Origin of the sequence: Sphingobacterium sp. Ag1 (assembly GCF_000988325.1) — a bacterium.
Classification (GTDB): Bacteria; Bacteroidota; Bacteroidia; order Sphingobacteriales; family Sphingobacteriaceae; genus Sphingobacterium.
In genome coordinates, this window is sequence record NZ_LBGU01000032.1 from 76311 (window position 1) to 100931 (window position 24621).

Sequence of the window (24621 nt, forward strand, 5' to 3'; positions counted from 1 at the left end):
ATGTAGATCGTGTAAAAATGAAAAAAATAGCCACTTTATTTATAATTGCTAGCATGGCGTTTCATGCGTTTGCACAACAACGTTTGATTGACATGAAATATTGGAACAATAAAGCTACTTTACCGTTAGTGCTCTACCTGAGTGGCGATGGTGGATTTAATTCATTCTCTAACAAGCTTTGTGAGCTGATTGCTGGAGTAGGATATACTGTGGCAGCGATCGATTCGAAAACCTATTTCTGGAAGAAGAAAAGCCCGAGTGAGATTGCTGCCGATGTTTCGAATACGCTGAAAAACGTACTCTTAGCACGGCAAAATATGCATCTTTTTGTAGTGGGGTATTCATTTGGCGCAGACGCGGTTCCTTTTATTATTAATCGCCTGGATCCCGTCATTAAGAAGAACCTCAAGAGTGTTGTCCTGCTGGAACCATCTGTGTCAACAGATTTGGAGATTCATATAGCGGATATTTTGGGTCGGAGTAATACAAAACGGAGTCTGGACGTGATCGCGGAAATCAATCGAATGGGTGCAGTCAAAACGGGCGTTATTCTTGGTGATGATGAAGCTGATTTCCCGATACAGAAGATAACACTTAAGAATTTCACAAAGAAATACCTGTCCGGCGGGCATCATTTTAGTGGCAATGCAGACCAGGTCGCGAAGAATACTGTTGCACTCTTTTAGCCGAGGAGCCTAGTATAACTTTGTTGATGGTCAGATCAAGTAAGCGACCAAATAGACAGCTCTTTATTTTTTTGTGATCCAGGGTATGTTGCGGTATCATTTTCTTATCCTAGATCAAATAATTCAGGGAAAGAAGGTGTTACTTTTGAATGACTTATAAAATAGATAAAAATGGAATTAGGAATAGGAATGTTTGGCGACTCGAGGATAGATCCTGTTACAGGTCAAATCCAGGCAGCACAAGATAGAATGAAAGAAATTATTGAAGAGATCAAGCTTATGGATCAAGTAGGATTGGATTTCTTTGGAATAGGGGAGCATCACCGTGCAGATTATGCGGTTGCAGCACCCGAAATTATCTTGGCGGCGGCTTCTACCGTTACCAAAAATATTAAATTGGGCAGTGCAGTTTCGGTATTAAGTTCTGCCGATCCGGTTAAATTATTTCAGGATTTTGCGGCTGTCGATCTTTTATCCGATGGACGTGCTGAGCTGATGGCTGGAAGAGGATCCTTCATTGAATCCTTCCCTTTATTTGGTTATGATCTAAAAGATTATTCCGAGTTGTTTGAGGAAAAACTAGAGCTTTTGCTTCGATTGAACAAGCAAAATCCGATAACTTGGCGTGGAAATTTTAGAGCGCCGTTAATTAATCAAGAGGTCTTTCCTCGGCCTAAAAATGGATCATTGCCGATTTGGGTTGCCGTAGGTGGTACAACATCTTCTGTTATCCGTGCCGGAAAGCTGGGTTTACCGGTCATGTTCGCCATCATCGGCGGGATGTATGAAAGCTTCGATCATTTATTTGAAATGTATCGTCAGGCTTATGAAGATAATGGACACGATATGGCTAACTTTCAGGTTGGGGTACATATGCATGCGTTCTTTGGCGACAACAGCGCTCAGGTAGCAGATTATTACTATCCGATTTATTCGGCCCAGATGGATCGTATCGGTGCAAGTCGTGGATGGCCGCCATATCAACGGACTCAATATGACTTCGGAAGGTCTTCGAGAGGGCACCTCATTGTTGGGGATGCTGCTTATGCCGTGGATAAAATATTGCAAATACAGGAAAAATTTGGATTGACACGTTTCTCTGCACATATGGATGTGGGGGCACCTGGGCATAAAGAAATGCTGCGTTCTATAGAGATTTTTGGTGAGAAAATAGCACCTGAAATTCGAAAGGCTCTTCATAAAGATGCCTAAAGAGCGATTATCATTTTTTTAACGCTGAGATATTCGTTACCTTTGTGACGTAAATCATTTTAGAGAGTAAGATGCTTGGATTAAAGTTGTTGACAGATCCGCGATGGGCAAACATCGCAGAAGGAAATTTGGAGGAAATTTTGACAGATCATGCCTGGTGTGAACAAAAGGCTGCTTCGAATGCCATATCCTTAATTACCAACAACTCAGAACACGAAGATTTAGTGCATGAGCTGACAGCAATTGCTATCGAAGAAATGGAACATTTTAAGATGGTTATTGATATCATCAAAGAACGTGGCTATACCTTGGGGCGTGAACGAAAAGATGATTATGTCGGTCAATTGATGAAATTCTCTAAAAAAGACGGCAGTAGAAATATGGCTTTTATTGACCGTTTATTGTTTGCAGCGATGATCGAAGCCCGTAGCTGCGAACGTTTTAGAGTGCTTTCACAAAATATTCAAGATAAAGATCTTGCGAAGTTTTACTATGATTTAATGGTATCTGAGGCAAATCATTATACCACATTTTTAAATTTTGCACGCAAATATTCCGTAGACGTCGACGTAGAAAAGCGTTGGAAGGAGTGGTTGGAATTTGAAGGGAAGCTAATTCAGTCGTACGGAAGTAAAGAAGCCATTCATGGCTAATTGAACCTCGCTCCTACCTATTTTAAAACACATACATAACAGTTGTCCCGTTCTATTTCTTAGAACGGGATTTTTTGTCACTTATTTATTCTTATCTTTGTACCGTGATTGAAAAAAGTAAAATAATAGATATCAGGAGTTTGTCTTTGGATCAGATCAAAGATCAACTTACCGCGTTGGGGGAGCAGGGCTTTCGTGCGAAGCAGATTTATGAATGGATTTGGGCGAAATCTTGCGTAGATTTTGATCAGATGAGTAATTTGAGTAAGCCCCTTCGTGAGAAGCTGAAAGCGAATTTTACGATCAATGCAGTTACAGTCAAAGAATCTCAGATCAGCTCCGATAAAACAATTAAAAGTAGTTTTTGGCTGTATGACAACAACATCATTGAAGGGGTATTAATACCAGCTCCGGAGCGTATGACAGCCTGTGTTAGTTCACAAGTTGGTTGTAGCTTGACCTGTAAATTCTGTGCAACGGGTTATATGGATCGTAAACGTAACCTCAATGCCGATGAGATCTACGATCAAGTCGTTCTTATCAGCAAGCAGGCCGAAGAAAATTATGGACAGCCACTGACAAATATTGTTTATATGGGAATGGGCGAGCCCTTGTTGAATTATGCCAATATGATGAAATCGGTTGAGCGCATTACTGCCCCAGATGGATTGAACATGGCTGCCAAGCGGATTACCGTTTCTACTGCCGGTATTGCAAAAATGATTAAGAAACTCGGTGATGATCAGGTACGTTTCAATTTAGCGCTTTCTTTACATGCTGCAAATGATAAAAAGCGGAATGAAATTATGCCGATCAATGAGCAGAACTCACTAAAGGCACTGGCCGAAGCCCTCAAATATTTTTATGCGAAAACAAAGAACCCCATTACATTTGAATATATTGTCTTTAACAATTTCAATGATGAGTTGGAGGATGCAAAAGAACTGGCCAAGTTCTGTAAACACGTTCCTTGTAAGGTCAACCTGATTGAATACAACCCTATCGCACTGGCCGATTTCCTGAATGCTGAAGCAGATAAAATCGAGGTATTTGCAAATTATTTAAAAAGCCAAGGTATCATCACGAATGTCAGACGGAGCCGTGGCAAAGATATTGATGCAGCCTGCGGACAATTAGCTATCAAGGATAAGGAAAAAGAGGAATCCGAAGCATAATCTGAAGGATAGTTCCTATCTTTAATAGGGAATTAACCAGATGAAATCCGAATTAAATAAGGTTTTTAGCGATTTTATAGCCATATTTTTTCCAAGGGAATGTGGCTGTTGCGGCTGTGTGCTAAAATATCAGGAAAAGTTTGTCTGTACAGAATGCGATTTCCATTTGCCCTATACTAACTTTCACGAATATTCGGATAATGATACCGCAAGACAGCTCTGGGGGAAGGCTCCGGTGGAAGAGGCCTGTTCTTTCTTATTATTGCAAAAGGATAGTCGCGTAGAGCGCCTCATTTATCAGATCAAATACAACAACCAACCTTTTCTTGCTGAATATTTTGGTTATCTATACGGCTTAAAATTAATCAAAATAAAGGCCTATCAGGATATCAATTGTATTGTTCCTGTTCCCTTGCACCGTAGCAAACTCCGAAAAAGAGGCTACAACCAATCCACTTACTTCGGAAGAGGGTTGTCCAGAGCAATGGGAATCCCTTTGCGTGAAGATATTTTGGTCAGGAAGAAAGCGACAATGAGCCAAACGGGTAAGGGGCGGCTCGACCGGTACGACAATGTAAGTGATATTTTCGATTACAAGCCCACTATGTTGCCGGCTAATGTACACATCCTTGTGGTTGACGATGTATTGACCACGGGAGCAACGGTTGTTTCAGCCGCATTAACACTCTTAGATGCAGTTGATTGCCGGATATCTGTTGCTACTTTGGCAAGGGCCTAGTTTGCAAGTCTATCCCATAACTTATACCCTTCTCCGTCCGGATAAAGCGAATTCAATAATTACGGGAACCACTATTACGAGCAGGCCATGCCTTCAATAGTAATGACCAGGTCAAAACGAATTCAACACGTTATTTGCGACGTCGGTTCACATAGTTTAGCAGATAGGCAAATCCTGCCATGCCGATTCCGATGCTGTCTGCAAATAAATCCCACCAATCACCACTGCGATACGTAAAAATATAGAGTTGGAGTAATTCTGTCAGTCCTGCAAATAAAAAACCAAGGATAGAAACGACAAAGATTGGAATCCAACGGGTCGGTTTACCATGGAATTGCTGGATTACACCATTGTATAGCAGCGTACAGAAAACAAAGAACATCCCACAATGGACTAATTTATCCATACCTGGATAGGCGGGAACTGCATCAAAATTATTGCCCGGGAGGGTGCATAAAATAATAACTATTATGGCCCAAATAAAACACCACTTATAGTCTAATAAGATTTTAATCATGGCGATAAATATCCAAAAATTTCCTGATAGAAATAAAAATATTATTTATTTAAAAATTATTTATCTGTAAATCAGTTGTTTAGTTATATTGTTTTGTTTTATATGGTACTATGTATTGCATGGTACCATAAAATACATATATCTTTGTATTGTTATGATAGCTGAAAATACACAAATCCAAATGAGGAAGGGGATACTTGAATATTGTATCCTATCCATAATTTCTCGAGGAGAAATTTATGCCTCCGATATTATCAGCGAACTGAAGAAAGCTCAATTATTGGTTGTGGAAGGAACCTTATATCCGCTTTTAACACGTCTAAAAAATAATGGCCTGTTAAGCTATATATGGAAGGAGTCAACTTCAGGTCCGCCTAGAAAATATTATGAAATCACCCAAGAAGGGTTAGAAGTCCTTTCAAGACTAGATGTTACCTGGAATGAGCTCGTGTTTGCTGTAAACACGTCATTGGTGGGTAGAAACAATGATTCAACTAAACCAGTTAAAGATAATAACGATGAATAAGACAATAATTATCAACATAAATAGTATCGTCTTCCATATTGAAGAAGATGCTTATGAGGTGCTTCGCTCCTACATGATTGATATAAAGAAGCACTTTGGACAATCGGAAGATAGTAAGGAGATTTTAGAAGATATCGAAAATCGTATTTCTGAAATGTTTACCGAAAAGATTCAGGCGGGGAGCAAAGAAGTTCTGAATATGGATGATGTGAATGCTGTCATTGAGCAGATGGGGAGCGTAAGCGATTTTGAGTCTGAGGATCAGGATGGTTATGCGTCTTTTCAGCGCCAGCCAAATGCAGATGGCTTTAAAGTAGGAAAGAAGCTGATGCGCGATCCCGATGACAAAGTTTTCAGTGGAGTATGTAGCGGACTGGGCCATTTTTTTGGTATTGAGGCAAAATGGGTACGACTACTCTTTGCGTTATTTGTTGTGATCGGCGGATCGGGTGTGTTGGTCTATGTTATCCTATGGATCGTAATGCCGCTCGCTGTAACCCGTGCAGATAAAATGGAAATGCGTGGTGAAGCACCGAACATTCAGAATTTCAAACGTTCTTTCGATGAAGAAATGAGTGGCGTAAAGGATTCGTTTTCGAGGGGAATAGACCGTACAGGCGATAGTGTTGCTAAGTTGCTGCAGGTTGTTGTAAAAGTTATCGGTGTATTTTTTGTTATTATCGTCGGGTTGACACTCATTGGTTTGATCATTGGGCTAATTTTCTTTGCTTTGGCTATTGTGAACGTAATTCCTGACGTCATGGACGATTCGGGTCCTTTTTACCTCATGGATCCAAGCGATGTACCTTTTGCCTTGATTGCGGGTTTCTTGGCCATTTTTATCCCTTTTGCCGGATTGTTTTATTTGCTTCTCCGAGTACTCTTCGATAAAAAACCAATGAACAATTATTTGACAACTACCTTGTTTTTAGTCTGGTTGGCATCGATAGGCGCTATTATCTACTACGCTACATCGGTAGCAAAGGAGTTTAAAGAATCCAGTACAATTGTTGAAGAGAAACCGCTGCAAAAACAGGCTGTTTATTATTTAAACGAAAATGATATTCGGGTAATCCGCTTGAAAAATGGTGTAAAAAGCGGTTTGGGTATCAAAAGCGAAAACCTTTCTACTTACCTGAGACGTAATATTCGTATTCGAGTTGAACGTTTAGACTCCCTACAGGAACCTTATGTACGCTATGAGTATTCGGCTAAAGGAAGTACGTATAAAGTAGCAACGGACAGAGCTGGTAAAATTAATTATGCCTTGAGACAGGATAGTACGTCATTGATATTTGACAATGCGTTCCAGTTGAATGAAGGCGAGCGTTATCGGGATCAGGAAGTGAATGTTACCTTGTTTCTCCCGGTAGGCACCAAATTGATCATCAATGATAATTTGGAAGATAAATTAAGGGATATTTCATTTTACGAATGTCGTGATCGGTATAGCGAAGATCTAAGGGATGTAAAAGACGTCGAGTTTGTGGTCACCTCACTCGGCTTGAAATGTGCTCTGCCCCCCAAAAAGTCTGATGAAACTGAAGAAGCAGATGCGGAGGGTAATGGAGTAGTCGCAAATGATACTTCTATTGTCATCCGTCGGGATACCATTATCAATGTCAAAAAAGATGGTGTTACCATAGAGACAAAAAAGAAATAATATAAAGCAAGTCTTCCGCCCCTAGGCGGAAGACAAATATTGAAGCTGTAACCAATCGAAAATTAATACTAAACCTCGTGTGATAAGCCGACTTAAAACAATCAAGTAAATGCTATTACACTTTTTGATAAACGAATGAAAAGATATTTTTACCTCTTACTCCTAAATTTTTTGATTGTTTCCTTTGCCTATCCACAAGTGAAAGTTACCGGCAAAGTACAGGCGGAAAATAATGCGCCTTTGGCTTCTGCAACTGCTTATCTGATGAAAGCAAAGACGGCTGTTATTTTGAAAGCCGTTGTTACCGATGAAAATGGAGAATACCAATTCTCGGATGTACAAGCTGGAAGTTATTATGTCGAAGCGAAAATGGTTGGGTATACCGCCAATAAGGGCAACGCTTTTGATATCAGTACGTCAGATTACAAGGTGCCAACGATCCTACTGAACGCGGACACACGAAAATTGCAGGAGGTCGCCGTAGAGGGTAAGCGGCCGATGGTTGAAAGCAAGCCTGGTAAACTGGTTTTAAATGTGGAAAACTCTCCCTTAGCCGCAGGGAATAATGCCTTGGATATTGTACAGCGGGCTCCTGGAGTGAGTTTAGATAACAATAACAATCTACAGCTGATGGGTCAATCTGGTGTTTCTGTGACCATCGATGGTCGGCAAACCTATATGTCGGGTGAACAGTTGGTGAATTTTTTGAAGAGTACGGATGGCAATCAGATTAAGTCCGTCGAAGTGATTACTACTCGTGCAGCAAAAGATGACGCTGAGGGGGCAGTGGGAACAATTAATATTGTACTCAAAAAAAATCGGATGGAAGGTTTTAACGGAACCTTTAACGTGACGGCAGGGAGGGGAGAAAAATTCAGAGGGAATAGCTCCTTATCCCTGAACTATAAGAAGAATAATACGACAGTATTTGGGTCGTATGCGTATTCGGATGAAAAAAGCCATCGGAAGCTCCTGCTTGATCGTGTTATTCAGAATAAAGGTGAAAAGACCTATTTTAACCAAAGGTCGATATTGGATGAAAAGGAAAAGAACCATTCCTATCGCTTTGGTGTTGAGCAGAGGACATCGGCCAGAAATACGTTAACCGTTCAGTTTAATGGATCGAATAATATCGAATACAATGATAACGATAGTAAGACCAATGTAGGAAAGTCTTTCACAACATTGGATTCGCTTTTGATTTCGACATCACAGTTCAAAGAGTTATTTGATCGTTACTCCGCTAATTTAAATAATGAGTTTAGAATTGATTCGAATGGCAGAAAACTTACCCTTGACCTGGATTGGAGTAAATTCAAAAGCAGCAAACGCGTAGGTTATAATAACCAATATTTTGATGGTCAGATGGATGCGATTACCCCCGAGGAAATCCAACGCAGTAGAATGCCCATCGGAATTGATATCTATGTCGCCAAACTGGATTATGAACAACCGCTATCGAAGGTTTCCAAGCTTGAGATGGGGGCTAAATATTCCAACGTTACGTCGGATAACGACTTAACCTTTGAAGACTTTTTGAACAATTCCTGGATTAATAATGAAAAGCGTACGAATCATTTTGTGTATAAGGAGCAGATCGCCGCTGGATACATAGACTATAACAATACCATAGGGAAATGGGGCCTGAAGGTCGGCGCGAGGGGAGAATATACATTTTCTGACGGGAACTCGTTGACCTTAAATAAGCAAGTGAAACGGAATTACTTTAAACTTTTTCCGAATGCAAATCTGACATATACATTCCATGAGAATCATATCCTTTCTTTAGGTTACGCAAGGAAAATCACCCGTCCTAATTATCGACAGTTGAATCCTTTTGATTATTTCATTGATAAACTAACCTTTGAACGTGGTAATCCTTACCTGAATCCGCAATTTTCCAATGAATTCACCCTAAACTATACCTTGATGCAACGTTATAATGTGACATTGGGTATTAACGATGTGCGGGATGCGATTGTAGAGAGCATGGGGCAAGATTCGGTGCTGAAACAGACCTGGGTTATACGTGAAAATTTAGGTAAAAATCTGACGGCGTATCTGAATCTGAACATCCCAGTTACGGTATCCAAGATTTGGAGCATGAATAACAATATTACAGGCATCCATTTTAACTTTGATGGCATGGTAAGTGGTCATCCGCTGAAAAGGACCTCCTTTCTTTTGCAAGCTACATCAATGCACAATTTAAAATTGGCGAAAAGTCTGTCGGCTAATGTCAATTTGAGGTATTTCTCTCCGTTCAACTATAATGTATACGATATGAAGGCCCGTTGGGATATGGAGGTTGGGGCAACAAAGACATTTAAAGATCAACGTAGTTCGTTGAAGCTGGCGGTGAGCGACTTGTTTAATACAGGGAATCAGAACCTGAAAACCAATTTCGGCGACTTTGACTCCAGTATCAGGCAATACCAAGATCGTCGTGTGGTTCGATTGACCTATTCGTATAAATTCGGAAATTTAAAAAACAACTATCGTAAGAAAGATACAAGTAATGAGGAGAAAGAAAGAGCGCAATAGGCCCTTGAATTTTCTAAAAAAAAGCGACACCGCGAGATGATCTAAAATCATCCCGCGGTGTCGCTTTTTTTTATAGACAATGCTATTAGAAAATGTATTTGGTACTTAAAAAGTTCGATTCATTTTCACTAACGATGTCATTCAGCAATTTCTTGTTTTCTTCGGTGAACTTTGCCGCGACCAGCGATCGTATCGAGAATGAACGTAGGGCATCCACAACCGATAATGTTCCCTCAGCGCTGTCCTTTCTTCCGGTGAAAGGGAAGGTATCTGGACCACGTTGACATTGACAATTGATATTGACACGACTTACCTGATTGACCAAAGGATCGATTAAAGACGACACAACTGCAGCATTGTTACTAAAGATACTGACCTGCTGTCCATGTGAAGAGCCAATAAGGTACTCAATAGGTTCTTCAAGATCGTCAAATGGCACAACAGGGATAACTGGACCAAATTGTTCCTCCCTGTAAAGTTTCATTTGAGAATTGACCGGATAAACAATCGCTGGGTAGAAGAAAGATTCGGCTACCTGTCCGCCATTTTCGTTAATCACCTTTGCACCGTAAGCTTTTGCATCTTCAATACATTCAGTCAGATAAGCTGGTTTGTTAACCTCTGGAAGAGGTGTCAAAGACACGCCTTTTTCCCAGGGCATACCATATTTTAGTTTAGCAACTTCCGCAGAAAGACGTTTTAAGAATTCCTGTGCCAGGCTGCGGTGTACATAGATAATTTTAAGTGCGGTACAGCGTTGGCCATTGAATGAAAGCGAACCCAGTACGGTTTCAGAAACAGCAAGATTTAAATCGGCATCCTTGGTGATGATCGCTGCATTTTTAGCGTCCAGACCAAGAATTGCGCGGAGACGGTTAACTTTAGGATGTAATTTCTTCAGTTCGTCAGCAACACGGCTTGAACCGATCAAGGTCAACACATTGATCTTTCCGGATTGCATCAGACTTGGAACAATCTTGTTGCCACGACCATAAATTGTATTGACTACGCCTTTGGGGAAACTTGTTCTAAAAGCTTCTAATAAAGGGTAGTGTAGTAAAGTACCGTGTTTAGGTGGTTTGAACAACATGGTATTTCCCATGATCAATGCCGGGATCAACGTTGTAAACGTTTCATTCAGCGGGTAGTTGAATGGCCCCATACATAAAACGACTCCTAGTGGAGATCTTCTGATTTGGGCAATGATACCTTGTTCGATCTGAAAGCGGGAAGAATCGCGGTCGATATCTTTCAATGCGTCGATCGTTGCGTATATATACTCCACCGTGCGGTCAAACTCCTTAACAGAGTCAGCATAGGATTTGCCAATTTCCCACATAATAAGCTTGACAACAATGTCCTTCTTGGCAATCATCTTTTGCGTGAAATTTTCAACACAGGTAATACGATCGGCAACGCTCATTGTCGGCCACTCTCCACGGCCGTTGTCGTATGCTTTTACAGCAGCTTCCAAGGCTTCCATGGACTCTTTTTCAGTACAAACAGGGAAACTACCGATGCGCTTACGTTTCAAGCCATCCTTGGTCTTTACACAGATTGGTGAAAATACCTCGTTTACTTGACCCGTCCAAGAAATCATTTCTCCATTGGAAAGGAACTCTCTTTGATCGACCTGTTCGTCCAGTGTAAATTCTGCGGGAATGTCTTTCTCCTCGTAGAAGATACCTTCTAAGTTTAAGCTCATTGTTTTTAAAAATGGTTTAGATTGATATTTATAAAGATATCGCTAATATACTGTAAATTTTACAATATTTGTTAATTTTTTATTAAAATAAGTTTAGGGACTAGCGTTTTCATTACAATCCATGCAATCAAATAGGCGATGGAACAGAAAGAAAAAATAATAAAATAGCCCGCTTCTTCCCCCTTAAAACCCATAAAAACCAGTTGAGTCTCTTTCGCATAGTCGAATAGCCAGCCCGAAGTTTTATTGATAATAAAGGCTCCAACGCCACCCGCAAGCCCACCTATTCCTGTAACAGTGGCAATAGCACGTTTTGGAAAAGAATCGCCAATCGTAGAAAATATATTGGCCGACCAAGACTGATGTGCCGCACCTGCAAAACCAATTAAAATAACAGGAATCCAATAGGAAATATGCCCTAAGGGTTGTGCAAAGAGTACGACCAATGGGACGAAAGCAAACAGCAACATGGCCTTCATTCGGCCTTCATAGGCATTCATTCCCTTTTTCTCCACAAAATACGTCGGCAACCAGCCGCCATAAATAGACAGCATCGTGATCGCATATAAAACAAATATGGCCAATTGCCCTTCTGTATCGGAAGACTTTATGTCGTAAACAGCCGATAGATAAGCTGGCATCCAGAATAAGAAGAACCACCAGACACCGTCGGTCATGAATTTTCCGAAGACAAAAGCCCAGGTTTGCTTGTACTTGAGGCATTCCCCGATGGTGGTTTTAGGCTGTTTTGGTGCTCCAGTCTGTTCTGTTTGGTGTTCATGATCATCTTGGTGAATATAAGCCAATTCTGCCGCATTTACTTTCGGATTTTCGTGCGGTTTTTTATAAAGAAAGATCCAGAAACCCATCCAGACAAATCCAAGGGCTCCTATAATGATGAAAGACATCTCCCAACCCCAATGTGCGGCGATAACTGGTATCATCAGCGGTGCTGCTAGGGCGCCAATGGTCGCTCCAGAATTGAAGATACTCGTCGCTAAAGCACGATCTTTCTTTGGAAAATACTCTGCGGTCGCTTTAATGGCAGCTGGGAAATTTCCAGCTTCACCGACAGCCAATACAAACCGGGCGAAAATAAATAAGTTTACACTAACGCTGATGATTAAACCGACATTGTTCACATGAGAAATGGCTTCTTTTGCGCCTTCAAATCCAACAAACCACTCGCCAGCGACAATTCCTGAGGTTGCAATACCACAAAAAGCATGTAATATGGCACCAATGGACCAAACAGCAATCGCCCATAGAAAACCTTTTTTTGTATCCATCCAATCGACAAAACGTCCGGCGAAAAGCATGCTGATGGCGTAAAAAATAGAAAATAAAGCGGTAATGTTCCCATAGTCCGTATTGGTCCAGTGGAATTCGGGACTGATAAAATCTTTCCAGGTTAAGGATAATACCTGGCGATCCAAGTAATTAATTGTGGTTGCAAAAAATAGGAGGGCACAGATTACCCAGCGGTAACTACCCTTTTTCTCTGTATTAATCATAATGGGTTTAATTGTTTATTTTTCTTGAACCTATCGTTTCAAATGACCAATAATTAATGCTGTATGCCATCCTTTAACGATGTTATTGGAAGGCATACAGCATCGATTATTGTTTTAACGTGCTTTTGAGACAAGATCAAGTGCTTTTTGTGTATTTTCGAATAAATTGCTGGTGTCCTTTGGATCAATCAGTTTACTGCCCATCCCTACTGCGCATACACCTGACCTGAACCATGCTTTTAGATTTTCTATTTCGATGTCTACACCCCCCGTTGGTATAAAGTTCTGACCTTTAAAAAGATCCCGAATAGATGACATAAATGCTGGTCCCAAAATATTTGCAGGGAATAATTTTATCAATGCGGCCTGTTGCTGCTGAGCCGTGTAGATTTCTGTCGGTGTCATGCAGCCCGGAATCCACAACTTATGGTGCTCATGTACGAGCGAACCAACCAAAGGATTCACTAAGGGTGCAACGATAAAATCCGCTCCAACCTGGAGAAACTGTTGTGCATCGTCCACCGATTTGATGGTGCCGATCCCCAGGTAGAGGTCTGGCATCTCGAGGTTTCTTGTTGCAACAAGCTGCTCAAAAACAGCCAAAGCTTCGGGACCACGATTTGTAAATTCAAAAACGCGTACACCCGCTCGGTATAAAGTTCGTAGAATATCGATACTTTCTTCCTGATCATGATGGAAGAATAAAGGAAGTGTTCCTTGTTCGATAATTTTATTTAATACAATCTCTTTTAAATTCATGCTATCATTCTCTTTTTTATATCGTCCACTGTACTTGTTGTTGCATCGCTGGCGATAAATAGTTTATCGAATGCCGCGCTTGTTGCAAATTTCAAGGTCTCCTCCGGGGAGAGGTTGGAATACAATCCATAAATCAGACCAGCCATAAAGCAGTCGCCACTTCCTACTTTATCCAAAATCTCTTCCGCGATATAGGTTGTAGATTTGATGAGACGGTCTTTATCAAATAATGTGGTATAGTACTTTATCCCTTTGGTATGGTGGTCAAAACGAAAGGTATTGGCTACATACTGGCATTTGGGGTTTGAAGCAACAATTTCCCGGCTGGTCCGGTCTGCTTGGGCTTGTAATTCTTCTTCGCTGTATCCTGAAGAGCTTGCTAAGAATTGTTCGTCTAGTGAAGTTCCGAGCATCTGGTGTGCAGCCCAAATATTGCCCATAATTAAATTGCAATACCTGGCAATCGGAGGCATCACCTCTTTCGGCGTTTTACCATATTTCCAGAGCTTTGATCGGTAGTTCAGGTCTAGGGATACAAAAATTCCTTTTTCCTGTGCTTTTTGCACCGCTTCAAGACAGAGGTCTGCAATCTCTTGACTGATTGCAGGGCAAATTGCCGAAAAGTGAAACCATTTTACATCCTTCAAGGCTTTATCCCAATCAATACTGCCAACTTTGAGGCTTGCAAAAGATGAATTGGCACGATCGTAGATAACCCCCGCATTTTTAAGATCTTTGCCTTTTGGAAGATAGTATATACCCAAGCGCTCTCCGCCCCATTGCATCGCCGATGTATCGATGTTTCTACGGTTCAAATAGGAGTCTATACCTTCACAAATGGCATTTTGCGGTATTGCAGATAAATAAGATGATGGCAGGCCCCATAGGGCCAAAGCTGTAGCGACGTTTAATTCTGCTCCTCCAACGTAAAAAGGCAATTGATGCTGTTCAATCCAGTTTTCTTCAATATCCGGGCAGATCCGCAACAGCAATTCCCCAAAGCTTAAAACTTTACCCTGCATGTTCATTCATTAAAATTCAAAATATTCTTTTGCGTTATTGTAGCTGATATCCTGTATGATTTTCCCGACCCATTCGATATCATTTGGTATTTCTCCTTTTTCGATGTCCTGTCCAAAGATGTCACAGACCAATCTTCTAAAGTATTCATGTCTTGGAAAAGAAAGAAAACTTCTGGAATCGGTCAACATGCCTACAAGACGACTTAACAAACCCATATTCGACAAGGTATTAATCTGTTTTGTCATGCCGTCTTTTTGGTCCAAAAACCACCAAGCTGAGCCAAACTGAATTTTTCCTTTGATAGAACCATCATTGAAATTCCCAACCATTGTCGCAATAAGTTCATTGTCGGCTGGATTGAGATTATAGATAATTGTCTTGGTTAGCTTATCTTGGTTGTCTAATTTATTCAAAAACTTTGATAATGTACGTCCCTGACTAAAATCCCCAATAGAATCCCAGCCGGTATCTGGACCGATCAATCGGTGCATGCGGGAGTTATTGTTACGTAAAGCGCCCAAGTGGTATTGTTGCACCCAGCCTTTCTCATGATCCCATTCTGCAAAATAGACCAACATGGCCGATTTAAACTTCAGGTTCTCTTCAAAAGTTATTTCTTTGCCTGCACGAATTTTATCAAAGATGAATGCGATTTCAGTTTCGGTATAATCTTCAGCATAGATGTGTTCCAAACCATGATCTGAGACTTTACAACCGTTGGCGGCAAAGAAGTCGTGCCTTGCTTTCAAGGCGTTGAGGTAGTCGCTTAAACTGCTTATCTGGATATTGCTGACTGCTTCAAGCTTGTCGATGTATTGGTTCAATGCAGGCAGGTCATCGCAATTCATTGCTTTGTCAGGACGAAATGCCGGAAGCATTTTAAATGATTCACGCTCTTTCGCAAAATGCTGATGAAATTCCAGGCTATCGATCGGGTCGTCTGTTGTGCAAACGACTTCAACATGCATCATCTTGAGTAGTCCGCGTACCGAATGACTATCTTGTTGCAGCAAAGCACTGGTATCTGCATAGATCTTGGCCGCAGTTTTTGGAGATAATAGATCAGTTATGCCAAAATAACGTTGTAATTCAAGGTGTGTCCAATGGTGTAATGGATTTCGTAAGGTATAAGGAACAGTTTCGGCCCATTTGATGAATTTTTCTTCATCTGAAGCGTCTCCGGTAACATAATGTTCGTTGACACCGTTGGCACGCATGGCCCGCCATTTGTAATGATCACCATGTAACCAAACCTGACTTATATTATCAAACTTGACGTTATTTGCAATCTGTTCTGGGATTAGATGATTATGGTAATCAATAATCGGCAGATGTTTTGAATAATTGTGGTACAGCTCTTCAGCTGCTTTTGTGTTCAATAAAAAGTTGTCGTCTAAAAAAGTTTTCATACAATGTATTGATTTGCAGGTTTATCTGTTTTCTACCTTCTTTTGTCTGTCGACCTTTTTATTGCTGAAGTAATCGGACATAAAAAATGCAAAAGGGGATGAAAATACGGTCGCCTGAATTTCCCAAACTGTTTAAATGGTCAATGAAAATACCAATATTCAAGTCATCCTTAAAGGAAATTCACGAAAATAAATGCGCAAACGTTATCGGTGGGGTTTAAGGCAATCGGATTATGCCGCATTTTCTACGTTTTCTGAGCGAATTTTCGCTATCGCTGATTGCTTGAAATTTTGAAAAAGTCGCGAATAATATGAGCTGCTAAAGCGTAATTGTATTGCATATAAAAAGCAATTTCTCTAAGTTTGTTCAACAAATTGCTCAACATGGATATCCAGTCACTCTATCAGATTTATAAACAGTATCCGAATATTACAACAGATACACGTAAAATTGAAAAAGATAGTCTATTTTTCGCTTTAAAAGGGGCCAATTTCAATGGGAATACTTTCGCCGAGAAAGCACTTGAAATGGGTGCTAAATATGTTGTTATTGATGACGAGACCTACCGAAAAGGAGAAGCGTATATTCTTGTTGATGATGTTTTAAAAACATTACAGCAACTGGCAAATTACCATAGACAGCAATTGCATATTCCAGTTATTGGGGTGACGGGAACCAATGGAAAAACGACGACCAAAGAGCTTTTGAATGCTGTTGTGTCGCAGAAATACAAGACCTATGCGACCAAAGGAAATTTGAATAATCACATCGGCGTCCCATTGACATTATTGGCCATAGATGATTCAATTGAGCTCGCCATCATCGAAATGGGGGCAAATCATTTGGAAGAGATTGCTTTCCTATGTGGGATTGCCGAACCGACACATGGTTTGATTTCTAACGTTGGTAAGGCCCATCTCGAAGGTTTTGGATCCTTTGAAGGCGTAAAGAAAACCAAAGGCGAACTGTACGATTGGTTGCAGGACCATCAAGGGGTATTATTTTTGCAGGCAGATAACCCACATCTCAAAGAGATGGCTTCCGCCCGCAAGATAGCCAACATCGTCACCTATGGCTTTTCTGAAGGTAATGATGTGATTGGAAAGCTTCTTAGGGCAAATCCCCTCTTGCAAATTGAATGGCACAAGAAGGGTGCGACCGAATCTTATGTTGTCGATACCCAGTTAACCGGATCTTATAATACCGAAAACTTCCTTGCAGCTATTGCTGTGGGTTTGCATTTTGGCGTTTCTTCTGCGTCGATCAATCGGGGTATTGAAGGGTATACACCTACGAACAATCGCTCCCAGATTATGAAAACTGCGCATAATATCCTAATCTGCGACTATTATAATGCAAATGCAACTAGTATGGCCGCTGCGCTGGACAATATCCGGATTATTGAAGCGGATAAGAAGGCTATTGTATTGGGTGATATGTTTGAATTGGGAGCAGAATCCTTTGAAGAACATAAAAAAATTGTCGAGAATGTAAGATCCATTCCTGCAGATCGTAAGGTTTTTGTAGGAAAAGAATTTTTTGCCCATCGGTATGAGAGCGGAGAGTTTTATGAAACTACTGCCGAAGCGAAACAAGCAATCAGCGAAAATCCGATAACTGATGCCACGGTTTTATTGAAAGCATCACGCGGCATGGCTTTTGAAAATCTGGTCGATCTACTATAGCCTTTTTAGCCTTGTGTTATGGACAATTAGGGGACAAGTTCGGGCTGCAACCATAGTGTCACCATGGTACTTCCGCATTGAATGTACTTAAAAAGGTGGACTCAACGTGGACTCACTGTGGACTTACCGTGGTCGCATGGCGAAGATAGTAGGAGTTTGCTGTGGCTTTGGTGCCGCTGATACCGAATTACCGGCCAAGTGGATTCGAGCAAAAAGAAGTGCAAAATAACTAGTTTTGTCATGTAAGGATTAAATAATGAGGAAAATGAGTAAATTCGGTCCGCGAAGAAATGATGCTCATTTGGAAAAACGTACCTTTGTTTCATATAATGGATAAAAGACGTTTTTTTTTAGAAATAGCCTATTTTGGACAGGCTTATCATGGTTGGCAAATTCAGAACAATGCAATTTCCGTGCAGGAAGTGCTAAATAAAGCGCTTGAAACCCTGTTGCGAGAACCTGTTGAAACAACTGGAGCTGGCCGTACAGATACGGGTGTTCATGCCAAGCAATTGTATGCGCATTTCGATGCAGCACCTGTGGGTATTCTACAAAATGCGGATCGTTTTATTCATTCGCTCAATGCCTTATTGCCCTTTGATGTGGCCGTTAAGCGTTTGATCGAAGTGGGGCCTGAAGCGCACGCTCGCTTCGATGCGACACAACGATCCTATGAATACCATCTTCATTTTCATAAAGATCCTTTCATCTATCCTTATTCATGTTTTATGCGCGATCTTCCGGATGTAGAAAAGATGAATGAAGCTGCAAAATTTTTATTGGGCAGGCAGGATTTTGAATGCTTTAGTAAGTCTCATACGCAGGTGTTTACAAATATTTGCGATATTCGTAGAGCCGAGTGGGTATGGCATACCGAACAACATTTGGTTTTTCATATTACCGCTGATCGGTTTTTGCGCAATATGGTACGCGCTATTGTGGGGACATCGTTGGAAATAGGGATAAAAGGCAAACCTGTTTCATTTATGCAGGAGGTTATTCAAAGCAAAAACCGAGGAAAGGCAGGAGTTTCAGTACCGGCACATGGCCTGTATTTAACAGAAGTAGCCTACCCTTATTTATAGAATTTAATAGATATAAAATTTAACGTGAGTCAAGATAAAATAACGGGTAAAACCTACGATATCAATTTGGTAAAACGCATGAGTCGCTATATGCGGCCATATCATGTGGCGTTTTGGATATCGGTTGTTCTAACAATATTGTTGGCTGCCGTGGCGCCTGCTTTACCTATGCTAATCCAGCATACACTCGATAACTATATCTTAAACTTCGATACTAAGGGATTGTCCCTCATGCTGATTGCGATGTTGGCATTGGTCATCCTGCAGACCTTGATCCGTTATTACCATACCTTAATGACAAATACATTGGGGCAGTCGGTTATCCGTGATATTCGGATTCAGGTATTTAACCACATTGTTCAACTCAGGCTAAAGTATTTTGATCGAACAGCACTAGGGAAATTGATTACACGTACCATCTCTGATTTGGAGACTCTTTCCAATATTTTTTCTGAAGGTTTGATTCAGATTATCGGCGATTTATTGCAGTTGGTCGTTATTCTGGTTGTGATGTTTTACTCCGATTGGAAGCTGACATTGATTGTTTTAATTCCGATGCCTTTGATGGTGGCAGCAACTTATGTGTTTAAAGAGGCGATGAAGTCTGCTTTTATCGATGTGCGGAAATGGGTTTCTAACTTAAATACCTTTTTGCAGGAACACATTACGGGAGTCGGTATTATCCAATATTTTGCGCGTGAAAAACAGGAAATGGATAAGTTTAAGGAAATTAATGCGCAACATCGTAATGCTCATATTCGGACCAATTGGTATTTCTCCATCTTTTTTCCTGTTTTGGAAATTATCATGGCTATTGCTTTGGGATTATTGGTCTGGTTCGGTTCCAAACAAATTATGGGTGATGTGATCTCTCCGGGGGTAGTGGTGGCCTTTATCATGTATATCAATATGATCTTTAGGCCCATTCGGGAGCTTATTGACAAATTCAATACGCTTCAAATGGGCATGGTTAGCGCTGAACGTATCTTTGAAGTGTTGGATACCGATGAAAAGACCCCAAATTTGGGTACATTGAAACCTGCACACATCAAAGGTGAGATTGCGTTTCGCGATGTTTGGTTCGCCTATAATGAGGAAAACTGGGTCCTAAAGGATGTAAACTTTAACGTTAATCCGGGTGAGACGCTGGCTTTAGTTGGGGCGACCGGTGCCGGAAAATCTTCTACGATCAATATTCTGAGCCGTTTTTATGAAATCAATAAAGGTGAAATCCTGTTGGATGGCCGTAATATCAGGGATTATGAGCTCGATTATCTAAGAAATACCATTGCTACGGTATTGCAGGATGTGTTCCTCTTCTCGGATAGTGTCATCAATAATATTACTTTAGGTGATCCTGCGATCTCTAGAGAACAGGTCATTGAGGCGGCAAAAGAAGTGGGGGCGCATGACTTTATAATGCGTCTGCCTGGCGGTTATGATTACGATGTGAAAGAACGTGGGGCAACCTTATCTGCGGGGCAGGCCCAATTGATTTCTTTTATACGGGCTTTGGTGCACGATCCTCGGATTCTTATTTTGGACGAAGCAACTTCTTCTGTAGATACCGAAACGGAAGAACTGATCCAGCATGCCATCGACAACTTAATGAAGGGTAGGACTTCCATCGTTATTGCTCACCGTTTGTCCACCATTCAGAAAGCAGATAAGATTATTGTGCTGGATAAAGGCGAAATCAAGGAAATCGGAACGCATCAGGAATTGCTATCTTTTGATGGGTATTATAAAAAACTATACGACTTGCAATTTCATTCTGCAGGGATTTAATTAATCAATAATACTCTCTTTTGGGATCGTTTCTTCATCTTCGATCCGTGTATTTGCTTTAATTTCTGAACCTCGGCCTACGAGCACGTTTGCTCCGATCGAGACATTTGGTCCGATATTAACGAAATCTTCGATGATGGTATTGCTTTCGATAACGGCAGAACCGGCGATAACGCAATGGTTGCCTATCTGTACATCGGGAGCGATGGATGCGCCGGGAAGGATAATGGTTCCTTCACCAATCTCTGCTCGTTTTGATACGTAGGCTTTGGGATGGATGAGGGTCTGGTAATTCCAGTCTGCATTTTCCGATACAATCCGTTGGCGAAGGCCTGGGTTCTTGACTGCAATAAAGAAATCTTCATCCGTGCTTTTTACTTGATGATGAAGTTGAACCTCATAATCGAATACATCTTCAATGAGTAGCGATTTGTCGATAAGGCCACCAATTTCAATTGCTAAATCTTCTGCTACATCTACTGCAGTTTTTGCGTGGGCAGTTGCACCGTATATATATAACATGGTATTTTTTTTTCGCAAAGATAAAACTTTCTAAAATGAAGCCCTTTGGTATCGTGTAAAAAAATGCAACAAAATATAGGGTTTGATTGTTTTGCTGTTTAAAGAGCGTTAAGGTTGATTGTTTTTCGGACGCAATAATATTGCATATAAAAATCAATTTATCTAAGTTTGTTGGTATACAAAAATTAAACTATGATTCAACGTATCCAAACTGTTTATTTGCTGATAGCAGGATTAGTCATTTTTGGCTTGTTTCTATTTCCCTATGTTAATTATAGCGATTTAGTTGGTTTAGGAAAGAATGTGAAGGTGACCGGTGTGTATAGTGTTGCTGCGGGTCAGCCGGTACACGAGGGGGGATTTGGTTATATTCTCCAGACTGTGGCCACCGTATTATTAGGCGGGCTTCCCCTGTTCACGATATTTAAATTTAAACAGCGTAAAGTTCAACTTTTGCTTATTTGGGTAGAGGTTGTCGCAATTATCTTATTTGCAGTATGGCTCTACTCTTCTGCAAGTACTCATTTAGCTACGGTCGGTCAATTTTTGGGTGCTGGGAATATCGGTGTAGGATTCTTCTTGTTGCCTATCGCGATTATTTTCTGTGCGTTAGCCATGGGAGGCGTGCGTAAAGATGAAAAGCTGATCCGGTCTGCCGATCGGTTGCGTGCATAATTTTAAAATAATAACACCATAATAGTTAAAGCCACGAAGATCGTGGCTTTTTTAAATATAATATGATATGAACGTTTTTTTTCGATATGTTGTTGTCTTGATGCTCTTCCTTGGAGGCGGGTTTGTAAAGGCGCAGTCAGCAGATTCATTGCTGGTTGTTGACGATATTCAATTCGATGTAAAGGAATTTCACGTAGATGAGCCTAAGCATGAATTGGTGATCAATTTGTTTGCTATATCGTATAGTAAGAATCCTCGGGAATATAAAATGAACACCTTTTCCACGCAAGTGTTGGATCAGAAGAAACAATCCCATTTCTTTTCAACGATTCAGATGGGTAATGTATTGGTTAAATTTGAAGATAAGCAGAATTATCTACACTATTTGCTGGAAGAAGATAAGCCTGTGGATATTCAGGTCGTTATAAAGGATTGGAAGAAAACGGATAAACCAGTTATGATCAAACTGGTCTTTGAGAGCAGTACGGAAGAGGGGGAATTTTTGGAGGTTCCTATTTCATTAAAGAAATAATTGATTTTGGCTCTTGACAAAAAAAAAACTTCGAAGTTATAACTTCGAAGCTTTTTTGATTATATTATCGATTGTATCTGATCTGTTGTTTGTCCATCATGCCCATCTGGTCTTTCATCATTTTGATCTGATCAGCTAATAACTTATTTTTATCTGCTTTTTTAGCTTCTTGAAGAAGTTTTTCGGCTTCGCGTTTATTGCGCTTCGCCATGGCGACACCAGCCAAGCTTAATTTTGCTAAGGCGATGTTATGGTCCATATGGAGACCCAAAGCCAACGCTTTCTTAAAATATTTTTCAGATTGCATAGGTGCACGTTGTGATTCGATCAGTCCGATCAGCATGTTGTAGTAACCATGCTGTTGTGGGATCAATTGCTTTTCGTAGTTGGTGATTTTACCCAGCCATTTTTCAGCTGCGGCCATATTTTGTTTACGCATATGCCATTGCGCAATCAGCATATATTCATGGAAAAATACAGTAACGAAGCCTAAGATCGTGATCAAGATCCCTAAAATTCCCCATCCCCAATTTCCGGTCCAGAATAAGGCAACTGTTCCGATAAGCAATGCACTGCAAATAATGATTCTAACGAGATTTGACATAAATCGTTGTTTAAATATTTGTATTCAATTTAATTCTGCAAATATCCGTTAATTTCACCGTTTAAGCAAAGGTTCAGGTTGTTATTTTGTAAAAATGTGTTTTTCCAGAAAAACGCAGCTTTTAGATTAAGCAATGTTTTCTAATCATCTTGCTTTGGAATATCGCGGAATAGGAGGGGGGCGCCGGATAAATTTGCCTTTATATGCAACTTTGTCTATGTTTGAATTATGGAAAAGCAATACGATGATTCTTGGGCCCCTGTGCTAAAGCCTTTATTCGCCCAGCCCTACATGAAACAGCTGTCTTCTTTTGTGCAAGCAGAGCGGCAGAAAACGAAAGTGTTTCCGCCAGCAAGTCTGGTGATGAATGCTTTTAAGCTGACGCCATTGGATCAGGTGAAAGTCGTTATTTTAGGGCAGGATCCTTACCATAATGATGGGCAGGCACATGGACTGTCTTTTTCAGTTCCGGCAGGGATTGCCTTGCCCCCGTCTTTAAAAAATATTTTTAAGGAATTGCAGGACGATATCCCTGGCTTTGTTGAGCCGCATGCTGGCGATTTGACGTCTTGGGCTAAGCAGGGGGTGTTATTGTTAAATGCAACCTTGACAGTACAGGCACATTTGGCCGGTTCTCATCAAAAGAAAGGCTGGGAGATTTTTACGGACAGTATTATTCATGCTATTTCCGAGCGTTGTGAACATGTGGTATTTCTGTTGTGGGGAAGCTATGCCCAGAAGAAAAGTGTGCTTATTGATGCCAAAAAGCATCTTATTCTCACGGCAGTACATCCCTCTCCGTTGTCCGTTTATCGTGGTTTTTTTGGTAGTAAGCATTTTTCACGCGCAAATCAGTATTTGACGGCACATGGTAAAACCCCGATTGACTGGCGTTTGGTTTAGGATTTACCTTGGGTTAAGCGTTACCAAGTGCTGGGCGGTCCCGCATCAAATTGGATAAACATCATTGCCGGTGATCGGCGCATGGTGCAAATGCGTCCAAGAGCAAGATTCCGGTAATGATATTGTTGATTGGGCTTATTCCGTCGCTTAATATTCTAAAGGAATAATGGGTTCTTTTTTACTGGTCGACATAATCATCATGGTTTGGAATGTCTTTACAAAAGGTATTTTAGAGATTTTTTCCATGATGACGCCTTCATAAGCTTTGATATCTTTCACGTAAACCTTGAGGATGAAATCACAATTGCCGGTGACGTGGTGGCATTCGGTTACCTCTGGTATCATTTTGACAGCGGCGACAAATTCAGGTATAGCGTTGTGGGTATGAAAATCGAGCGAAATCTGGATGAACGATTTGATTCCAAGCCCCAGTTTCTCCTCGTCCACAAAAGCATGGTAACTTTTGATGAAGCCTGAGTTTTCCAGTTTTCGCACACGCTCTAAGGTTGGTGCGGGAGATAGTCCGATGCTAGATGCGAGTTGCAAATTAGTTATACGACCATTCTCTTGTAATAGTTTAAGAATTTTTAAATCTGTTTTATCCGGTGCAAAGGGCATATCTTAAGTCTTAATAATCAATAGTATTTGTAAATATACAAAATTATATTTGGAAATTTAAAAATATACAAAATTATTGATGA

The 24621-nt window shown here is 40.7% G+C and carries 23 protein-coding genes; 14 read left to right on the plus strand and 9 right to left on the minus strand.

All coding sequences use genetic code 11. The features are described 5' to 3' along the window. Positions 1-53: 53 nt before the first annotated feature. The 5 genes from AAW12_RS08050 (at position 54) to AAW12_RS08070 (ending at position 4465) form a co-directional block, all read left to right on the plus strand. The gene (locus tag AAW12_RS08050) at positions 54-686 is read left to right on the plus strand and encodes an AcvB/VirJ family lysyl-phosphatidylglycerol hydrolase (protein WP_053003580.1); all 633 of its coding nucleotides are present in this window, start codon (positions 54-56) and stop codon (positions 684-686) included. Between the two features lie 171 nt (positions 687-857). Beyond that, positions 858-1898 (plus strand): Atu2307/SP_0267 family LLM class monooxygenase, encoded by a 1041-nt coding sequence (locus AAW12_RS08055; protein WP_046673101.1) that lies wholly within the window; start codon positions 858-860, stop codon positions 1896-1898. A 71-nt stretch (positions 1899-1969) separates the two neighbouring features. After that, the gene (locus AAW12_RS08060; protein WP_046673102.1) at positions 1970-2551 is read left to right on the plus strand and encodes a tRNA-(ms[2]io[6]A)-hydroxylase; all 582 of its coding nucleotides are present in this window, start codon (positions 1970-1972) and stop codon (positions 2549-2551) included. A 104-nt stretch (positions 2552-2655) separates the two neighbouring features. Next, complete coding sequence (rlmN, locus tag AAW12_RS08065; RefSeq protein WP_156167580.1) at positions 2656-3726, plus strand: 23S rRNA (adenine(2503)-C(2))-methyltransferase RlmN; 1071 nt, start codon at positions 2656-2658, stop codon at positions 3724-3726. A 40-nt stretch (positions 3727-3766) separates the two neighbouring features. Further along, positions 3767-4465, plus strand: coding sequence for a ComF family protein (locus AAW12_RS08070; RefSeq protein WP_046673103.1), 699 nt, complete (start codon positions 3767-3769; stop codon positions 4463-4465). Between the two features lie 130 nt (positions 4466-4595). Here AAW12_RS08070 and AAW12_RS08075 read toward each other — a convergent pair whose 3' ends face one another. After that, entirely contained in the window at positions 4596-4982 is a 387-nt protein-coding gene (locus AAW12_RS08075) for a VanZ family protein (protein WP_084823112.1), read from the minus strand. A 154-nt stretch (positions 4983-5136) separates the two neighbouring features. Here AAW12_RS08075 and AAW12_RS08080 point away from each other — a divergent pair, with 154 nt between their 5' ends. The 3 genes from AAW12_RS08080 (at position 5137) to AAW12_RS08090 (ending at position 9715) form a co-directional block, all read left to right on the plus strand. Next, positions 5137-5508 (plus strand): PadR family transcriptional regulator, encoded by a 372-nt coding sequence (locus tag AAW12_RS08080; protein ID WP_046673104.1) that lies wholly within the window; start codon positions 5137-5139, stop codon positions 5506-5508. Next, positions 5501-7171: a PspC domain-containing protein gene (locus tag AAW12_RS08085; RefSeq protein ID WP_046673105.1), complete on the plus strand. Its 1671-nt coding sequence runs from the start codon at positions 5501-5503 to the stop codon at positions 7169-7171. Before AAW12_RS08080 ends, AAW12_RS08085 begins: the two co-directional genes overlap by 8 nt. Before the next feature lie 135 nt (positions 7172-7306). Then, on the plus strand, positions 7307-9715 hold the full coding sequence (locus tag AAW12_RS08090; protein WP_046673106.1) for a TonB-dependent receptor domain-containing protein: 2409 nt from the start codon (positions 7307-7309) through the stop codon (positions 9713-9715). 85 nt (positions 9716-9800) lie between these two features. Here the strand turns inward: AAW12_RS08090 and AAW12_RS08095 are convergent, their stop codons facing one another. The 5 genes from AAW12_RS08095 to uxaC all read right to left on the minus strand — a co-directional run bounded on the left by AAW12_RS08095 (position 9801) and on the right by uxaC (position 16125). Continuing rightward, positions 9801-11420 carry an NADP-dependent glyceraldehyde-3-phosphate dehydrogenase gene (locus AAW12_RS08095; protein WP_046673107.1) on the minus strand — a complete coding sequence of 540 codons (1620 nt, stop codon included), beginning with the start codon at positions 11418-11420 and terminating at the stop codon, positions 9801-9803. Positions 11421-11491: 71 nt separating this feature from the next. Beyond that, positions 11492-12934: an MFS transporter gene (locus tag AAW12_RS08100; protein WP_410528172.1), complete on the minus strand. Its 1443-nt coding sequence runs from the start codon at positions 12932-12934 to the stop codon at positions 11492-11494. Between the two features lie 114 nt (positions 12935-13048). Further along, positions 13049-13693: a ketohydroxyglutarate aldolase gene (locus AAW12_RS08105; RefSeq protein WP_046673108.1), complete on the minus strand. Its 645-nt coding sequence runs from the start codon at positions 13691-13693 to the stop codon at positions 13049-13051. Further along, the gene (locus AAW12_RS08110) at positions 13690-14715 is read right to left on the minus strand and encodes a sugar kinase (protein WP_231585230.1); all 1026 of its coding nucleotides are present in this window, start codon (positions 14713-14715) and stop codon (positions 13690-13692) included. Before AAW12_RS08110 ends, AAW12_RS08105 begins: the two co-directional genes overlap by 4 nt. A 9-nt stretch (positions 14716-14724) precedes the next feature. Further along, positions 14725-16125 carry a glucuronate isomerase gene (gene uxaC, locus AAW12_RS08115; protein ID WP_046673110.1) on the minus strand — a complete coding sequence of 467 codons (1401 nt, stop codon included), beginning with the start codon at positions 16123-16125 and terminating at the stop codon, positions 14725-14727. A gap of 384 nt (positions 16126-16509) precedes the next feature. Here uxaC and AAW12_RS08120 point away from each other — a divergent pair, with 384 nt between their 5' ends. The 3 genes from AAW12_RS08120 (at position 16510) to AAW12_RS08130 (ending at position 20684) form a co-directional block, all read left to right on the plus strand. Beyond that, positions 16510-17811 (plus strand): UDP-N-acetylmuramoyl-tripeptide--D-alanyl-D-alanine ligase, encoded by a 1302-nt coding sequence (locus AAW12_RS08120; protein ID WP_046673111.1) that lies wholly within the window; start codon positions 16510-16512, stop codon positions 17809-17811. Positions 17812-18140: 329 nt separating this feature from the next. Further along, positions 18141-18896, plus strand: coding sequence for a tRNA pseudouridine(38-40) synthase TruA (gene truA / locus AAW12_RS08125; protein WP_046673112.1), 756 nt, complete (start codon positions 18141-18143; stop codon positions 18894-18896). Between the two features lie 24 nt (positions 18897-18920). Then, a complete protein-coding gene (locus tag AAW12_RS08130) occupies positions 18921-20684 on the plus strand; it encodes an ABC transporter ATP-binding protein (RefSeq protein WP_046673113.1) in 1764 nt (587 codons plus the stop codon). On the opposite strand, the gene AAW12_RS08135 is transcribed toward AAW12_RS08130, so the two are convergent. Next, the gene (locus AAW12_RS08135; RefSeq protein ID WP_053003581.1) at positions 20685-21206 is read right to left on the minus strand and encodes a hypothetical protein; all 522 of its coding nucleotides are present in this window, start codon (positions 21204-21206) and stop codon (positions 20685-20687) included. A gap of 192 nt (positions 21207-21398) precedes the next feature. On the opposite strand from AAW12_RS08135, the gene AAW12_RS08140 reads away from it, so the two are divergent. Further along, positions 21399-21881 (plus strand): DUF4293 domain-containing protein, encoded by a 483-nt coding sequence (locus AAW12_RS08140; RefSeq protein WP_046673114.1) that lies wholly within the window; start codon positions 21399-21401, stop codon positions 21879-21881. A 67-nt stretch (positions 21882-21948) separates the two neighbouring features. Then, positions 21949-22413 carry a hypothetical protein gene (locus AAW12_RS08145; RefSeq protein ID WP_231585231.1) on the plus strand — a complete coding sequence of 155 codons (465 nt, stop codon included), beginning with the start codon at positions 21949-21951 and terminating at the stop codon, positions 22411-22413. Between the two features lie 64 nt (positions 22414-22477). On the opposite strand, the gene AAW12_RS08150 is transcribed toward AAW12_RS08145, so the two are convergent. Continuing rightward, positions 22478-23017 (minus strand): hypothetical protein, encoded by a 540-nt coding sequence (locus tag AAW12_RS08150; protein ID WP_046673115.1) that lies wholly within the window; start codon positions 23015-23017, stop codon positions 22478-22480. A 228-nt stretch (positions 23018-23245) separates the two neighbouring features. On the opposite strand from AAW12_RS08150, the gene ung reads away from it, so the two are divergent. Beyond that, on the plus strand, positions 23246-23920 hold the full coding sequence (gene ung / locus AAW12_RS08155) for a uracil-DNA glycosylase (protein WP_046673116.1): 675 nt from the start codon (positions 23246-23248) through the stop codon (positions 23918-23920). Between the two features lie 147 nt (positions 23921-24067). On the opposite strand, the gene AAW12_RS08160 is transcribed toward ung, so the two are convergent. Then, positions 24068-24538 carry an Lrp/AsnC family transcriptional regulator gene (locus AAW12_RS08160; RefSeq protein WP_046673117.1) on the minus strand — a complete coding sequence of 157 codons (471 nt, stop codon included), beginning with the start codon at positions 24536-24538 and terminating at the stop codon, positions 24068-24070. Positions 24539-24621 lie beyond the last annotated feature (83 nt).

Excerpts from the sequence above, each read along its gene's own strand:
- AAW12_RS08090 (WP_046673106.1), top strand. The coding sequence starts at position 7,307 with ATGAAAAGATATTTTTACCTCTTACTCCTAAATTTTTTGATTGTTTCC.
- AAW12_RS08095 (WP_046673107.1), bottom strand. The coding sequence starts at position 11,420 with ATGAGCTTAAACTTAGAAGGTATCTTCTACGAGGAGAAAGACATTCCC.
- AAW12_RS08160 (WP_046673117.1), bottom strand. The coding sequence starts at position 24,538 with ATGCCCTTTGCACCGGATAAAACAGATTTAAAAATTCTTAAACTATTA.
- AAW12_RS08050 (WP_053003580.1), top strand. The coding sequence starts at position 54 with ATGGCGTTTCATGCGTTTGCACAACAACGTTTGATTGACATGAAATAT.
- AAW12_RS08105 (WP_046673108.1), bottom strand. The coding sequence starts at position 13,693 with ATGAATTTAAAAGAGATTGTATTAAATAAAATTATCGAACAAGGAACA.
- AAW12_RS08145 (WP_231585231.1), top strand. The coding sequence starts at position 21,949 with ATGAACGTTTTTTTTCGATATGTTGTTGTCTTGATGCTCTTCCTTGGA.
- uxaC (WP_046673110.1), bottom strand. The coding sequence starts at position 16,125 with ATGAAAACTTTTTTAGACGACAACTTTTTATTGAACACAAAAGCAGCT.
- AAW12_RS08070 (WP_046673103.1), top strand. The coding sequence starts at position 3,767 with ATGAAATCCGAATTAAATAAGGTTTTTAGCGATTTTATAGCCATATTT.
- truA (WP_046673112.1), top strand. The coding sequence starts at position 18,141 with ATGGATAAAAGACGTTTTTTTTTAGAAATAGCCTATTTTGGACAGGCT.
- AAW12_RS08140 (WP_046673114.1), top strand. The coding sequence starts at position 21,399 with ATGATTCAACGTATCCAAACTGTTTATTTGCTGATAGCAGGATTAGTC.
- AAW12_RS08075 (WP_084823112.1), bottom strand. The coding sequence starts at position 4,982 with ATGATTAAAATCTTATTAGACTATAAGTGGTGTTTTATTTGGGCCATA.
- AAW12_RS08100 (WP_410528172.1), bottom strand. The coding sequence starts at position 12,934 with ATGATTAATACAGAGAAAAAGGGTAGTTACCGCTGGGTAATCTGTGCC.
- AAW12_RS08085 (WP_046673105.1), top strand. The coding sequence starts at position 5,501 with ATGAATAAGACAATAATTATCAACATAAATAGTATCGTCTTCCATATT.
- AAW12_RS08060 (WP_046673102.1), top strand. The coding sequence starts at position 1,970 with ATGCTTGGATTAAAGTTGTTGACAGATCCGCGATGGGCAAACATCGCA.
- AAW12_RS08120 (WP_046673111.1), top strand. The coding sequence starts at position 16,510 with ATGGATATCCAGTCACTCTATCAGATTTATAAACAGTATCCGAATATT.
- AAW12_RS08150 (WP_046673115.1), bottom strand. The coding sequence starts at position 23,017 with ATGTCAAATCTCGTTAGAATCATTATTTGCAGTGCATTGCTTATCGGA.
- ung (WP_046673116.1), top strand. The coding sequence starts at position 23,246 with ATGGAAAAGCAATACGATGATTCTTGGGCCCCTGTGCTAAAGCCTTTA.
- AAW12_RS08055 (WP_046673101.1), top strand. The coding sequence starts at position 858 with ATGGAATTAGGAATAGGAATGTTTGGCGACTCGAGGATAGATCCTGTT.
- AAW12_RS08080 (WP_046673104.1), top strand. The coding sequence starts at position 5,137 with ATGATAGCTGAAAATACACAAATCCAAATGAGGAAGGGGATACTTGAA.
- AAW12_RS08110 (WP_231585230.1), bottom strand. The coding sequence starts at position 14,715 with ATGCAGGGTAAAGTTTTAAGCTTTGGGGAATTGCTGTTGCGGATCTGC.
- AAW12_RS08135 (WP_053003581.1), bottom strand. The coding sequence starts at position 21,206 with ATGTTATATATATACGGTGCAACTGCCCACGCAAAAACTGCAGTAGAT.